The 13,871-nt window shown below is 33.7% G+C and carries 15 protein-coding genes; 4 read left to right on the top strand and 11 right to left on the bottom strand.

Annotation, left to right across the window (positions count from 1 at the left end; all coding sequences use genetic code 11):
• Positions 1 to 156: 156 nt before the first annotated feature.
• From topB to BFJ97_RS19505, 3 genes are all read right to left on the bottom strand, one after another.
• A complete protein-coding gene (gene topB, locus BFJ97_RS19515; RefSeq protein ID WP_068986313.1) occupies positions 157 to 2,286 on the bottom strand; it encodes a type IA DNA topoisomerase in 2,130 nt (709 codons plus the stop codon).
• Positions 2,287 to 2,581: 295 nt separating this feature from the next.
• Positions 2,582 to 2,833, bottom strand: coding sequence for a hypothetical protein (locus tag BFJ97_RS19510; RefSeq protein WP_068986312.1), 252 nt, complete (start codon positions 2,831 to 2,833; stop codon positions 2,582 to 2,584).
• 381 nt (positions 2,834 to 3,214) lie between these two features.
• The gene (locus tag BFJ97_RS19505; RefSeq protein WP_068986311.1) at positions 3,215 to 3,679 is read right to left on the bottom strand and encodes a hypothetical protein; all 465 of its coding nucleotides are present in this window, start codon (positions 3,677 to 3,679) and stop codon (positions 3,215 to 3,217) included.
• 188 nt (positions 3,680 to 3,867) lie between these two features.
• Here BFJ97_RS19505 and BFJ97_RS19500 point away from each other — a divergent pair, with 188 nt between their 5' ends.
• A complete protein-coding gene (locus BFJ97_RS19500; protein ID WP_068986310.1) occupies positions 3,868 to 4,284 on the top strand; it encodes a DUF3888 domain-containing protein in 417 nt (138 codons plus the stop codon).
• Positions 4,285 to 4,431: 147 nt separating this feature from the next.
• Here the strand turns inward: BFJ97_RS19500 and BFJ97_RS19495 are convergent, their stop codons facing one another.
• Together BFJ97_RS19495 and BFJ97_RS19490 are read right to left on the bottom strand one after the other, a co-directional pair.
• Positions 4,432 to 4,842, bottom strand: a complete 411-nt coding sequence (locus BFJ97_RS19495) for a hypothetical protein (RefSeq protein ID WP_068986309.1) — start codon at positions 4,840 to 4,842, stop codon at positions 4,432 to 4,434.
• A gap of 418 nt (positions 4,843 to 5,260) precedes the next feature.
• Positions 5,261 to 5,527, bottom strand: a complete 267-nt coding sequence (locus BFJ97_RS19490; protein ID WP_068986308.1) for a hypothetical protein — start codon at positions 5,525 to 5,527, stop codon at positions 5,261 to 5,263.
• Positions 5,528 to 5,745: 218 nt separating this feature from the next.
• On the opposite strand from BFJ97_RS19490, the gene BFJ97_RS19485 reads away from it, so the two are divergent.
• Entirely contained in the window at positions 5,746 to 7,344 is a 1,599-nt protein-coding gene (locus BFJ97_RS19485; RefSeq protein ID WP_068986307.1) for a GMC family oxidoreductase, read from the top strand.
• Positions 7,345 to 7,755: 411 nt separating this feature from the next.
• A complete protein-coding gene (locus tag BFJ97_RS19480) occupies positions 7,756 to 8,067 on the top strand; it encodes a hypothetical protein (protein ID WP_068986306.1) in 312 nt (103 codons plus the stop codon).
• A 128-nt stretch (positions 8,068 to 8,195) separates the two neighbouring features.
• Here the strand turns inward: BFJ97_RS19480 and BFJ97_RS24890 are convergent, their stop codons facing one another.
• The 6 genes from BFJ97_RS24890 to BFJ97_RS23855 all read right to left on the bottom strand — a co-directional run bounded on the left by BFJ97_RS24890 (position 8,196) and on the right by BFJ97_RS23855 (position 12,317).
• Positions 8,196 to 8,372, bottom strand: a complete 177-nt coding sequence (locus BFJ97_RS24890; RefSeq protein ID WP_175401814.1) for a hypothetical protein — start codon at positions 8,370 to 8,372, stop codon at positions 8,196 to 8,198.
• Positions 8,373 to 8,866: 494 nt separating this feature from the next.
• A complete protein-coding gene (locus tag BFJ97_RS19475; protein WP_068986305.1) occupies positions 8,867 to 9,277 on the bottom strand; it encodes a YugN family protein in 411 nt (136 codons plus the stop codon).
• A 403-nt stretch (positions 9,278 to 9,680) separates the two neighbouring features.
• On the bottom strand, positions 9,681 to 10,421 hold the full coding sequence (locus BFJ97_RS19470) for a hypothetical protein (RefSeq protein WP_139114489.1): 741 nt from the start codon (positions 10,419 to 10,421) through the stop codon (positions 9,681 to 9,683).
• A gap of 184 nt (positions 10,422 to 10,605) precedes the next feature.
• Positions 10,606 to 11,046: a GNAT family N-acetyltransferase gene (locus BFJ97_RS19465; protein WP_068986303.1), complete on the bottom strand. Its 441-nt coding sequence runs from the start codon at positions 11,044 to 11,046 to the stop codon at positions 10,606 to 10,608.
• A gap of 166 nt (positions 11,047 to 11,212) precedes the next feature.
• Positions 11,213 to 11,704 carry a hypothetical protein gene (locus BFJ97_RS19460; protein ID WP_068986302.1) on the bottom strand — a complete coding sequence of 164 codons (492 nt, stop codon included), beginning with the start codon at positions 11,702 to 11,704 and terminating at the stop codon, positions 11,213 to 11,215.
• A 364-nt stretch (positions 11,705 to 12,068) separates the two neighbouring features.
• Positions 12,069 to 12,317, bottom strand: a complete 249-nt coding sequence (locus BFJ97_RS23855; protein WP_175401813.1) for a hypothetical protein — start codon at positions 12,315 to 12,317, stop codon at positions 12,069 to 12,071.
• A gap of 488 nt (positions 12,318 to 12,805) precedes the next feature.
• Between BFJ97_RS23855 and BFJ97_RS19445 the strand changes: the two genes are divergently transcribed.
• Positions 12,806 to 13,249, top strand: coding sequence for a hypothetical protein (locus BFJ97_RS19445; RefSeq protein WP_068986299.1), 444 nt, complete (start codon positions 12,806 to 12,808; stop codon positions 13,247 to 13,249).
• Positions 13,250 to 13,871 lie beyond the last annotated feature (622 nt).

The following is a 13,871-nucleotide window of genomic DNA, read 5'->3' as shown; positions in this document are numbered from 1 at the left end:
AATCTAAGTCTAGAGAATTTGGATTCGTTTTTCCCTGAAATCAATCCAGAAGTAAATAGTGATGATGATGAAAAAGGAAGGCGAATTTCAAAAAATTGCAAGATAAATTCAATTTATAATTTTTTTTGCGGAATAGATTATAAATCTCTTCCGCTTTTACTTTTCATTAAACTCAAATTCAATTTTTCCTTCTATTAAACGGAGTGACGCATTAAATTGTTTACCATTCTTTGATTTAAATCCTTTAACCACAGCTGTTTTACCATTTTTACATAAATCATTAATGTTCTTTTCAGTTAGTTTTTTTCCTAATAACCTTCCTGGGAACGTTTGCTTACAACCATTTTTATAATTCGAGCAACCGTAAAAGCTTTTACGCAAACCTATTTTTCCTACTTTACATGTCGGACACATCACAATATCTTTCACAACAGCTGGTTTAAACTGCTCAGCATCAATTGTGAGTGACTCTAACTGTTTAGGCACCTCCGCTATTAATTGATTAACAAACTTGCCTATACTTTCAATGAAATGTTTAGCAGAGCCTTCCCCACGACCAATTTTATTTAAATAAATTTCCCATTTAGCTGTCATAGAGGGACTAGAAAGTAATGTCCCTTCAATCGCTCTACATAAAAGCTCTCCCTTTGGAGTGATACTTACGATATTTTTCTTTACTTCGATAAATCCATGCTTTTTAATCGTCTCTATAATGCCACTCCGAGTTGCTTCTGTACCAATACCTTCAATCGATTTCAGCACCTCGATTTCTTCTTCATCCTCAACTGATTTACCACATGTTTTCATCATCGTAATGAGTTGCCCTTCTGTATAAGGTTTAGGAGGCGTTGTCGTGCCCTCTAGAATAGAAACCTTACTTTGTACCATTTCATCTTGGAAAACGACAGGTAACGACTCTTCACGCTCCTGCAACTCTTTTTCACTTGAAAACAATTCTTTCCAACCTTTTTCAAGTTCTGTTTTCCCTACCGTTTTAAACTCTAAATTTTTGACATTCGTTATAATCGTTTTTTCATCGTATTCATAATCTTGATGAAACATAGCGAGTGTCGTATTGACTATTTCGAAATAAATATTGCGTTCATCAGCATTCATTGATTGTAACGCTTTTTCTGTCGGCACTTTTTTCGTTGGAATAATAGCATAGTGCTCCCCAACGTTGGCACTGTCGACGTAGCGTTTGTTATTCCCTCGATTGATCGCATTAAATGACTTTCCGACGAGCTGCTGATATTTTGCCAATGATTCATTTAAATAGGCAAATTCATTATGTGTAATGAGCTGTGAATCGGTACGTGGGTAAGAAACTAGCTTTTTCTCATAAAGTGATTGCGTAAGTTTCAACACATGCGACGGACTGTATTTCCAACGTCTATTAGCGGCGGCTTGTAATGTTGATAACGCATGTAGTTTTGGTGGTGCAATACGCTTCGTTTTGTTCGTTACACTTGTAATTAAACCTGTATCCATCGGTTCAACCCCATGTTGTTGCAATAATTGCACAGCCTCTGCACGCTCTTTTGTTTTTAACTTTGCCTTCCCTTTATACACACCATTTTGTGCTTTAAAAACCCCTTCAATTTCATAAAAATTTTCGGGTTTGAAATGTTCGATTTCCTGTTGTCTTTTATAAATTAAATATACGGTTGGCGATTGCACACGTCCGATGGAGATACTACCTTTAAATCCTTTCTTTTGTAAAAGTAGCGTATATAGGCGACTACAGTTCATGCCTACTAACCAATCGCTAATTTGACGTGTTTTTGCTTCTTGGTACATGAGCAAATCACGCTCATTACTTTGCATATTATTAAAACCTTTTCGAATTTCCTCAACCTCTAATGAATTGATCCATAATCGTTTAACAGGCTTATTTACTTTCGTCATTTTTAAAAGTGAGTAAAAGATATTTGAGCCCTCACGTTCACTATCGCAGCAATTATAAATCATTGTTACTTGCGGATCTCTAAAGATTTTTTTTACAGCATTAAATTGTGTATACATTTTAGAGACAACTTTATCTTCAAACTTTTGAGGAATGATCGGTAATGATCCAAGCGACCATTTCTCCCATTCTTTTTGATATTCTTTTGGTTCCTTTAATTCAACAAGATGACCAACTGCCCACGTAATTACTGCACCTTCAGGAAAAGTAGAACAAGGTTCCAATTCAATAAATATTTTCTCTTTTTGTTTAATTTTAAATGCGTCTGCATAAGCTCTTGCTTGAGATGGTTTCTCTGCCAAAATTGCGATTTTTCCCATTAATCATCACATCTTCTTTAAAATATTTTAGTAGATTTTTATATAAAAACATAAAACTCAACTAATCAGATTAGTTGAGTTTATTGTGAAATACCTTACTACTATTCTACTTTAAACAATTTAAAATAGCACTTACTAAGATCTTTGTACCAGAAGCACCCTTCAAATATTTTAAATCTAACAACAAACCTAATCTTGAAACAAAATGAACATAATAAAAGAGGTGTCTTATGGTCCATAACAGGCCATTGGACAACCTCTTTTTAATTCTCAATATTAAATATTGTATATCCTTTTACTTTTCTCCTCTATATATTGTTTTGTATGTATGGATTATGTTTCCACGACTATCGTATAGTATAGCTTTACCAGCAGTTGCATTGTATTTATCCATCCCTTCTTTTACCATACGTTCCTGATATTCTTCTAATTCTTGTGGTGTTATCTTGTTACTTGATACTGCAGTGTTATTTTCTTGCACTAAAATAGAATGAAGAACGAAAAGAACGCTGCTGCTGAATAGAACTGTAGTTAATAATTTTTTCATTTACACAGTCCTCCCTTCTCTATTATGGGATTTTTTTACTCATCAGTATATATATGTACAAGCTATGTTATAGAGCTAGGATTTATTACGTTAGGTAGATTTTTTTTGGTCAAGCTGTGAAAATTCACGACATCTATCCATGAAAATAAAGTATTTCGTTAGAAGTTCATTTCAACACTTATTTTTTCTTCCTATTTAGTTGACGTTTCCTACGACCCAGATATAAAGAATTTGTAATTCAAATTATTAAATCGGTTTACGGTATACCAATAGAACATGTAAGGAATACCTTCATATATACAAGTCCTTTTGTTATGTTTCCTCAACCTTTCCTGAAGCTCCACACATGACTACGTAGCTCCATCAACAACCTATGTAAATTTATAAGACGTCGCAGATGGTAATAATAAAATCTGCGAAATATAGTTCAGTTACTGAGAGTTTCGTTAAAAAGACAAGGGCTTCCACATCTCCTATTTTATAAATACCCTTACTATGGGAAAATAGTTTTCGAAAGAGATTCGCCTCCGATCGATTTAAGCAACTTAATTTATATTTGAACGCTTCTTTACTCAATCCTTTTTTATAAATGTGTACATACACTCCACTCTCTTTTAGATGAAAAAGTTGCGTAAAAGTATCCAAGAAATTTGCACCATACTTTAAATTATGATTTTTTCCCAATAACTCAGATGCCTCTTCTTCAGTAAGAACACGATTGAATACATCCATAATACCGATATGATTGTATAACTCACTTGGCTTTTCAAGAAGGTGAGTGTTAAATCTTTTATATTTTGAATGCAGGATATTGATTTCTTCGTTTGTTGCCAATGTTAATTTCATAATTTACCTCGATTGTTTGCTTGGACTAACATTATTTTATCATCTTGTTTAACTAAACCACGCCTTTAATTTAGCTCTACTTCTTATTGAAGTACAGCTACCCATTACTTCAATAAGTACATACTTTATTCAATAAAGGAAACAATACAATTAATTAGATAAAGTCGCAAAGAGGTGTATTGAAGATAATGAAAAAGAAGATGTTAATCGTTTTTATAGTATCCCTTTTTCTTATTACTTCTTTTCAAAAAATAATCGTTTCGGCAGCTAAACCAACTCAAGATTCTGAGGAACTTAGATTACAGGATATGCTTATGTTGATGCTTACTCCTTATATTGAAAAAGATTTGACTAACTATTATTATCCGAAGATTTTTAAGGATGTTTCACCTCATGTAACTCCGTGGAAAATTGAATTGATTGAAACTAAAAGAAATCATTACCGAGGCTTTGATTTGCAAATTACTTTTGAAATTGAACCAACTGATGGCGGTCATAATATTTCATTAGGGAAGGATCGAATGACTTATGAAATATCTGCTGGATCTGAGGTTAAATTGATAAATCACACTCACCTAGAGACGTATAAATATCCTCCAGAATAATTAAATACTTATATCGACTTTCCCCGTTTCTTTGCGAAAAGATAAAATAGCCATATTAAACAAGCCAGCACCGTTAGTTTAAGTAGAAAAAGGCTCTACCCCTTATTGAAGTAAAACCTTCACTAGTTGAATTAAAGGTAATAATTCTTATTGAGGTAAATGTTTGTAATCTAATACTTCAATTTTGAAACCGTGATTACATTGCTGTTTATTAATTTTGTCACTATCACAGGATGGGGATATCCTAACTTTAACTACATCTTCTTTAGCATCCTCAAAATTTTTCGAAGGGATTTCAATTTTCACAGTAACGTCATAGGAATGATTATCATTGTAAGTAATATCTAAAATCCTTTTCCATTGCCAGTCAAAAAGTGTATCCTTCCCATACTCTTTTATTACTCTTTTATCTACAGTTGGAAATATTATGTCTGAAATAATGTCTTCTGTTGTGACATACATTTCTTCTACTTTTGGAACAGTTTCTGATTTAACAACTTGCGTAGAAGTAAGAACAATAAATAAAAATCCTAATAAGATTAAGTATTGCTTAACCATCAAGATTCACCTCTGATTTATGTTTACTCCTTATTATTAGTATCTTGCTACTTTTTATTCGATTAACCTCCATTAGTTCATAAAGAAGTAAAGCACCCGTTACTTTAAGTATATTTTTTCACATACTTAACCCATTGGCATAAAAAGGCTACTTCAAAATAGCCAAATCATAGGGGGTAAAACTACCAGCAAAAATAAGCCAGTAAACATTATACTTTATGTATTGTTTTCTATTTACGCCTTCTTTTAATTCCCATAGCCCTAAAGTTATAAAATATAGTCCAACCAAAACCGAGATAATTGGAAATATCAATAACTAAACCAACCATTTGGACACCTCCCTTTAAAATCCTTCTTTGACCGTTAACCACCCATTTAGCGCAAAAACCAGCGCTACATCACAGAAAATGAAAGATGATTAAGTTCTTTCATGGGAGTTGAGAAAAAAATAAGAGCTGTTTAGACGCTCAATGTTCTTTTCAAAAGAAAGGGCAAATGGAAGTGCGAGAGGGGATCGAGTAGTTCGTCCAAGAATGGTAGCTTTAATATCGCGAAGGCGCTGTACAACACAAACAGGTGTTGCAGTAATAACTTCCCTACCGATGATATTAGCAAGTCGTTGACAATTTACTGGACTTGCGCAACCACAATCTTTTTCTGTTTGGTAATAATTGTTATGATCCAATCTATTCACCTCCTTTTATTTTTATAGTAATAATATATTCTCAAGTGTGTAATGTGACTGGGAATTATACCGTCAAGCGCCTTTTATTCTAAAATTTTTTCTATCTATTCCCAAACCCTCTGCCAAACCCTTTTTAACTTTAATAGTATGATTACTTTACCTATTTCTTCCGCACCATTTCACATAAGATAACTAAAAATAGAAAAGGAGATAGTGAAGTGGATTCTAAACATTCAAATAATACATTTGATTTTATTGTTGTCGGGACGGGACCAGCTGGAGCAGTTATAGCTAAAACACTAACAGACGATAAAAAAACCTCAGTCTTAGTCCTAGAGGCAGGAGAAAACAATGATAGAGATAAACCAATTCGAGATTCTAGATTCGCTCCTGAACTAGAAGAGCAATTTTTCGCAGAATATTTTTGGCAAGGTGAAGGAGTGCCTCAACCTGAAGTAGATGACAGAACATTTGAATGGACTACGGGGCGGCTTTCTGGGGGCGGGTCTTCAATTAATGGTGAACAGTATGTCAGACCTACACCAGCTGTTTTAAAAGAATGGGAACGTCTTTTAGGTAACTTATGGTCCCCCGAACGAGCAAATCGTAGCTTTAAACAGTTAGAAGATTTTCATGGAGAAACAAGTAATCCTGAATTTCATGGCTTCAATGGTCGTATAGATATCAGGCAAGCCCCTAAAAATCCACCAATTATAACAAAAAAATTAGTTTCAGCGATCGAACAAGCAACAGGTTATAAACAAATTCTTGACTATAATAACCCAAAAACCCCTATTGGTCCTTTTACTCAATGGCAACTATTTCAAAAGATTAATGGAGAACGTGAAAGCTCTTCTACCGCATTTTTATCTTCAGACATTATGACTCCTGGTGGATACGGGGTGAATGGACGTAAGTTAAGGGTTGTTTATAAATCAACCGGACTTCATATTTTATTTAGGGAGAAAACAGCAATAGGTATTGAATATCTACAGGAAGGTAAAAAGGTCCAAGCTTTTGCCCGTAAAAAAGTAATTATTTCAGCAGGTATAAACAGTGCGCAACTATTAATGTTATCTGGAATCGGACCTTCAAATGACCTACATCAGGCCGGTATCCCCGTTATTTTTAACAATCCAAATGTAGGGAAACATTTAACTAATCATACCTTAAACACTGCTACATTTAGTGTGAATCCAAAAGATATTCCTCAGCTTCAAAACGATCCCTTTGCCCTTTATACAGGAGGTGCCTTCTTACCAAATCCACTAAATAGTAGTATCAATCACCGCCGAGGAGTTCAACTCATTGGGATTGTTGCAGAAGAAAGTTTAAATATTGCTATTTTATTTTTACAACCAAAAAGTCGAGGAGCCATTAAAATACAAAATAACGACCCCTTAAAAATTGTCCTTGCGGATGAAGGTTTCTTAGAAAATGAATATGACCTAGAAGCAATAAAGGCTATTTACAGAGTTTATATTAAAGGCATTGCGGAAAAACTTTCAAAAATTGACCCAAAGTATCAGCTTGTAAATCCAACATTAAAGACCATTGATAATGATGATGAACTTGAAAACTTTATTAGAGAAAATTTTGATCATAATCACCATCAACAAAGCTCACTTCGAATGGCCCCTATTGAAAAAGGTGGAGTAGTAGATCGGTATGGCAATGTACATGGCGTTAATAATTTAATGGTTGCTGATGCACAAATCATTCCTTTTACAGTTGACGGTAACACGTCTGCATCTGCATACCTAATTGGATATACCATTGCAAAACGTTTAATGGGGGGTAACGCTTTTGAACAATAAACTTATTAACATTACAGGTCTTATTCACACGGTTAATATGTATACATTGGGCGTATGTTAGAGCAGACTTTTTCTAAAAAGTGACTCATTTATGTTTCTAGTAAATGTAAACTTATCCTCCCTCTATAAACATTGATGTATCAACGCTTTCCATCACTTCATGATGAAAAAAATAATTTTTTCACTTCATAGGAAGAGGCCTGCTATGCTGCACCGGAGTCTCATAGTCTGAGTTTAGTTATTCTGCTGGCTTCTCCGTGTCATCCTTCTTGTTTGAATCCATCATAATTCAGGTTTTCATCTTCCTTTTCAATTATAAGTCCTATGTCGGTAAAATCTATTAGCTCACCACCGATATTACCAGCATACTGTACCTGGACAGAGAGTGCTGGTAAAAGGAAATCAACTAATATGAAGAAAGGAAACAAATACTTGAAATCAGCTTTAATAGAAGCTGCTCATTCTGCCAGAGGATCCAAAACCTACCTGTGTGCAATGTATAGACGAACTGCTTCGCGAAAAGGTAAAAAGCGAGCAGGAATATCCGTGGCCCATGCAATTTTAAGAATCGCCTACTATCTCTTAACACGCAAAGAAATGTACGTAGACTTAGGTAAAGATTACTTTGACAAGCAAAAAGAACAATCTATTGTACGATATTCAGTTCGAAGACTTGAAAACTTAGGGTATAACGTCACAATCGTTGAACCGGATGCCTCCTAATCCAACAAATAATTCTTTCCTAATTTTGACGCTGCAAATTTTAAAAAACAAATGAGCTGCGTCTGCTTTCGTGTTGTCTTTATTCCGAAATTGAAGAGTTTTATTTTCATGGGAGTTGAATAAGGGAACTATTCGTTTCGATTATTACAAGTTAAAAAAAGCCACAGTATTCTAGTTGTTGGCTTGCGACCTAGTAGCATTTGTAGATCAGAATGTGATGCTTCTAGTCCACCTTCACGGATTTCTTTTTGTATCATGACTAGCATTGATACAAATTCTTCTGGCGCGCCGGCCACTTTTAGCATTTTTGCGTGTTCTTCAGAACTTTTCCTGTAACCTCAATAACTGCATCAACGAATTGTTGTTGTGTTAAGCTTCACCTGCTAACACATTGGCAGTAGCTTCACCTAAATCTGGACGGTAGATCCAAGCTACATTCCCTTCTCCTACAGATGTAAACCCAAGGTGCACTGGGGATACACCATCGAATGATCTGATGATAGGAATGTTTACTAGACTATTAAAATAAAAATTGAGGCTGGAATAAAAGGATTTTAGCCAATTAAAAAACGAACTATATTACAAAACGCTCATTTTGTATTTCGTATTAATTCGTTTTTTTATATTGCTTTGTAAATTTAAAATTTTTCGGCTTTCATCATGGACAAATTAGTTACGTCCCTGCCTCTGCATTCATTTTTTTATTTTCAGCTATCCTTATATCCATTAATATCCTTTTCCAACTTTTGTTATTGCCGTAATTTTATATTGTTAATACTTCTGTTTTTTAAAATAGACCTCAAAACATACAGCTAATAATCTTTTTTATAGCTTGTTCTCCCGCATGTGCCCATTCATTTTTATTCCTAATATAACCGTCTTTATCAAGAGGATCTTGAAATTGGCTAATTCCCGTGGCACTCAATAAAGAATTTTTATCCTTGTCTAAACCAATATTTACGACATGCTTTATAACGTAAGGTTTCTGGAAAATAATAGATGCATCGTATTGGTCGAGCTCTCCTTCCAAAACTGAAAATGGAACTCTTAAGTAGATGGTTTCTCCTCCTTCTCTCCACAAAATGGAATCAAAGCATCCCCGATCATAATCCCAATTTCCTCCCAATGTATATCCTAGTTCTTTAATTCGGTAATTAATATAACCAAAAGTAGTCCTCTTTCCTTCAAGCTCCGTTTGTAACTCTAACAATACATTCCCTCCCGGCTTAAAATACTTATTGCCATTCTTACCAAAAAAATATATACGTATTCAAACTAATCAAAACAATAAATAGGACAAAAAAAGCTTAAACAAAATATTTTTATAGATTAAAAAATCCGCTTTCCTTTATACAGGAAAAACGGACAGATGCCATATATTTTTAGTTGTTCGTATGCTTCTAATGCGCAAATTCAAGTAAGGAAATGATCTATGACTAACTATATTCCTTCAGCTCATTGTCGCATGTACAAATACTTCTTTTTCATCTCAAAACATAAAATCTTTTATTGATTTATAGTCCAAATCGTTAAATTTTGCACTAGGAGGTATATCCTCTATGCGTGCGACTGGTCGTGCTGCTTGATCTTCACAAAAAATGTTTCTATATATATTAATGTATATTTCCGAATTTATCACAGTTAAATTCTATAGTAAAAACTTTATCAATTGATAAATTATTATAATGATAAATACCTTCAATACGAATGCTATACGTTTGGCCACCATCTATCAAAGAGGCTTTGTAAGACGTTTGCTCCCACGTACCTTTAGAACCTTTTGCTACTTGCGTTGATATCTTGTTTATTCCTGCAAATACTTGGCCTTTTCTAGATTCGCTGTATTGCGTTTCAAAATCTCCTATAACCTCAATTTGAGTTACTATACCTGCAACATAAATATATTTATCTAATGCCCAACCATCGCTTACTTCGGTAGCATCTTGATTTTTATTCGTTGGAATAGTAGCTAACGCTTTCCGTTCCTCTTCCAAAAACCCATCTACGTGTTCCTGAACCCTTTCTTCAAACACTTTCGGATCTACCCAATCTTCTGCTTTAAATTCATCTATTGCGGATACTCCCAGCTGCATTCCTAACTTCTGTTGATTCACTTTTTCTGCGATTTTTACATATTGCTTATGATATTCTTGCTTTTGCTCTTGAGTTAATTTTAAAGGAGTTTTTGGTTTTTCTTCATTCGTATCAGATACAGTCTTATCTTCTGTTGCTTGATTGACAGGTGAAATCTTTGCCTCCTCTTTCTTAACCTGTTCCTCCGTTTCTACCTTTTCATTGCACCCCGTTAAAACGAACATTGTTAATAAAATCCCTACATATAAATGTTTTCTCACCTTCATCCATTCCCCTTTGTTACAATATTTTCTATTTATTATACTTCAAAAAAAATATAATAGTTTTAAAAAACACAAAACCCCAAACAGAGGCACTTTTTTTATAGTGTCCACTATTCAGGGTTCAGTTCGCGATGGATACCTCATACTTTTTATTAACCTAAAGCACTTCGTTAGTGAAAGTTTATGATAACCTCAAACTCATAGTAACTGTCCTGATGTTAAATCCCAATTTTTCATACAGTTTAATTGCTTGATTCCCAACAAATGCACTTAGACGGATTTCTGAGTATCCATCTTGTTTTAGATGGTCAATACCAGCTATCATTAACAGTTTGGAAATCCCATTCCCTCTATATTCTTCTATAACAAATAGTTCGTAAATAAATCCATTCATCATATCAGTAAATTGGTCTTTGCTTGTCCCTATAAGAATCCAGCCCATTAATTTATCGTTTTCAGTTGCTATTAAATAATAGCTTCCCTTTTCCAATAGTGGTTTAACAAGTTGGTCAATTTTTTCTTTCGTAGGTTCTACTTCACCTAAAGTGCCATCAAAAACAGCTTTTGGAGAAAGCGATAATACCTCTTTAAGTTCAAAATCGTTAGGTTTTCTAATATCCATTAATTGAATCAGCCCTTAAATCATTTTCTTCAGTTTAGCATAATATCCCAACAATTCTCTTCTAAAGGCTATGATTAACTTGAATTCTTATTGAACTAACCTGCAACGTTAGTTCAATAAAAAAAGAGCTGCATATGCAACTCAATGATCTTCAAGTAAGTATCCGTTAGTTTAACAACACAGTTTTATTAAATGAAATCCCAAAATAGCTATATTTTATAATAACTTGATTGATTTCTTCACTATGAAAAACACTAATCCCATAGATTTCATCCTTCTTAGAAGCAGTGCCATCATCTAATTTTTTATAGGTAGCAGAAGGAGATGTGTCTGGCTTAATTGATACATCCTCTATATCCTTAAAACCATATTTTTTTGACTCATTATTATTATTATAATCATCCGTTATGATGAAACCTTGTAAAGCATTACTAACTTGTACTTTTGTTTTTGATGGCTTTTCATTATTATTTACTGATACTTCTAATAGTTTCACTTCACGAAAGCCTTTATTACCAATTCCAATAACAACTGATTTATTACCAACAGCAGTACCAAGCGTACCTATTTCCAAAGGTGGATTAAATAGTACAAAGGTATAAACACCACCAAATATTAATGCTAAAATTAGAATAGGAACCCAATGTTTCTTCTTCAAATTCTCTCCCCCTATACAATTATTTTTCTTCCACTAAACTGCAGCTTTAGTTCAATAAGAAAAGGCTACCCTAAAGGCAGCACCTTGTTCTGCTAAAGCACTCCGTTAGCTTAATAAGAATAGCTTTTATGCTACTTTTTTGTTGTCTATTTTTGAACTTGGTCACTTACTGTTTTAAAAATCCACGTGTAAACAATCCCCCCTAAGGTAATACATACATTATATCATTTAACAAAATATAACATTCTACTTATTTTATTGAACTAAACTGCCCCTTTAGCCATCCATGTAGCGCAAAAATCAGCGCTACACCATAGAAAAATGAAAGATGATTAAGTTCTTTCATGGGAGTTCAATAAGTCATTTATTCCTTATGAACTTTTATATAAACACTTCCAAATAGTCTATCTCCAATATAAGCATCTAACTTCCTCATTCCACTTTTAGGGAGTGTCATATTTGTTGGATAGTGATTATCTGCACCATTATTAGGGCTAAGTAAAGAAATTTCTCCTTTTGGTACAATTATTATTTCCTCATTACTGTTTTCATGAGTTTCTAAAACTTCATAGTGACCAATCAACTCATCTTCATTTCCCCAAAAATGCCACATGTACTTTTGGACTTTATCAGGATAAAATCTAACAACTTCGGTGCATCATCGTAGATAAAACCTAAGCGTCCTTCTTCACCAATCATTGTGTAACAACTTCAAATATCATTTTTTGAACAAAACTGCCCTGTTAGCCATCCATGTAGCGCAATGAAATAAACTTGCCTATCAGGACTAACATCCGAATGGTAATTAATATCTATATCAGGATAGGGACGAAGAATATTTCCATCAAAAGTTAGATAATTTAATCCTTCTATCTCATTAAACAATAACTTTTTTCTACTATTTACAGATGCGTCAGGCATTTCTAAAAAGAACAGTATCCAGATGTCTTTGCTCCTGCTTATGTCTTTAGGTTACTCCTTGGTTGTAGATTAACCACAACACTAATTATGGTAATATTGAATGCCTTTGTATAAAATAATAAAAATATGTTAAAATAAGTATTTATTATAAAATAATTGATATTAAGAGGAGGATATTCAATGAAAAATTTGTTATATTTAATGTTCATTGTGATGATTATAGCTGGTTGTAACGGAATACCTTCATCACAGTCCGATTCTGTTGGACAACCAGAGGGAAAAGTTATTGTAGATCATGAAGGTTACCCGATGATGATTGGCGAATTCGAATGGAAAGATGATGACTTTGAAGCTCGAAAAATTAGTCCATCCGATACATATGGCTTAGCAGAAGAATTTGAAACATTAACTGTTGAAAAAGGAGACAAAATAAAAATTGAAATTGATCAAAACCCATCTTCAATAATTGTATATCAGGAGAATGAAAATGGTACAATTGATAATTTTGAAATTCAAAATAACGAAATAACCCTTCCAACGGAAAAAGGATATTATATTTACGAAGTTGTTGCAAAATGGAATGAAGGAAAATCAACTTATGTTTTCGATTTGAATATAGAATAAAAAATTCGATTTACTGAAGTACGGCTTAGTTTCAAAGCTACAAAAAAGACTGGAACTCACTTAATTAATGAGATTCGGGTCTTTTCAGGAGGAAACGTGATGGAAGGAATGCTATTACTTTTGAAGTGCTTCATTTTTTGACTCAATTCTAATTTTAATATTTGCAATAGTTAAGCGCTCTTGGGTTTACATGCTTCTAAGTACAATTACTTTTTTACCAGTTACATATTATTTTTCAGGAGCAGTAAATGCTTGGAAAAATATCGGACGAACACCAATTCCCCAGAAGAAAACTCTTTTTTTATGTCGCATGAAAAGACTCAATACTTGCGTTATCATATGGTATGTTCTTTTTTTCGTAAAAAATAGAGTTGTTCCTAATTTATAGGTCAACTCTTAATTTGTCTGTTGTTCCGAGATACGAATATTAAATAAATGTGCTGGTTTTATTAGAGCATCGAATTTAGATGCTCTTTTTTACGCTTTTTGTGTCAAATGTGACATAAAAATACTCTACTCTTATTGAACTAACTTGCGCCGTTAGCACAATGAGAAAAGTGAGCTGTCTAAACAGCTCACTGATCTTCAAGTAAAGCACCCCGTTAGCCATCAGTGTAGCGCA

It is taken from the genome of Lysinibacillus xylanilyticus, from assembly GCF_001708185.1.
In the GTDB taxonomy this organism is placed as follows: domain Bacteria; phylum Bacillota; class Bacilli; order Bacillales_A; family Planococcaceae; genus Lysinibacillus; species Lysinibacillus xylanilyticus_A.
This window is presented reverse-complemented; position numbering and strand designations above follow the sequence as displayed.

Bases quoted from the DNA above. Each gene is read 5' to 3' on its own strand.
- BFJ97_RS19445 (WP_068986299.1), top strand. From the start codon at position 12,806: ATGAAAAATTTGTTATATTTAATGTTCATTGTGATGATTATAGCTGGT.
- BFJ97_RS19495 (WP_068986309.1), bottom strand. From the start codon at position 4,842: ATGGTTAAGCAATACTTAATCTTATTAGGATTTTTATTTATTGTTCTT.
- BFJ97_RS19465 (WP_068986303.1), bottom strand. From the start codon at position 11,046: ATGGATATTAGAAAACCTAACGATTTTGAACTTAAAGAGGTATTATCG.
- BFJ97_RS24890 (WP_175401814.1), bottom strand. From the start codon at position 8,372: ATGCTAAAAGTGGCCGGCGCGCCAGAAGAATTTGTATCAATGCTAGTC.
- BFJ97_RS19505 (WP_068986311.1), bottom strand. From the start codon at position 3,679: ATGAAATTAACATTGGCAACAAACGAAGAAATCAATATCCTGCATTCA.
- BFJ97_RS23855 (WP_175401813.1), bottom strand. From the start codon at position 12,317: ATGTGGCATTTTTGGGGAAATGAAGATGAGTTGATTGGTCACTATGAA.
- BFJ97_RS19500 (WP_068986310.1), top strand. From the start codon at position 3,868: ATGAAAAAGAAGATGTTAATCGTTTTTATAGTATCCCTTTTTCTTATT.
- BFJ97_RS19510 (WP_068986312.1), bottom strand. From the start codon at position 2,833: ATGAAAAAATTATTAACTACAGTTCTATTCAGCAGCAGCGTTCTTTTC.
- BFJ97_RS19480 (WP_068986306.1), top strand. From the start codon at position 7,756: ATGAAGAAAGGAAACAAATACTTGAAATCAGCTTTAATAGAAGCTGCT.
- topB (WP_068986313.1), bottom strand. From the start codon at position 2,286: ATGGGAAAAATCGCAATTTTGGCAGAGAAACCATCTCAAGCAAGAGCT.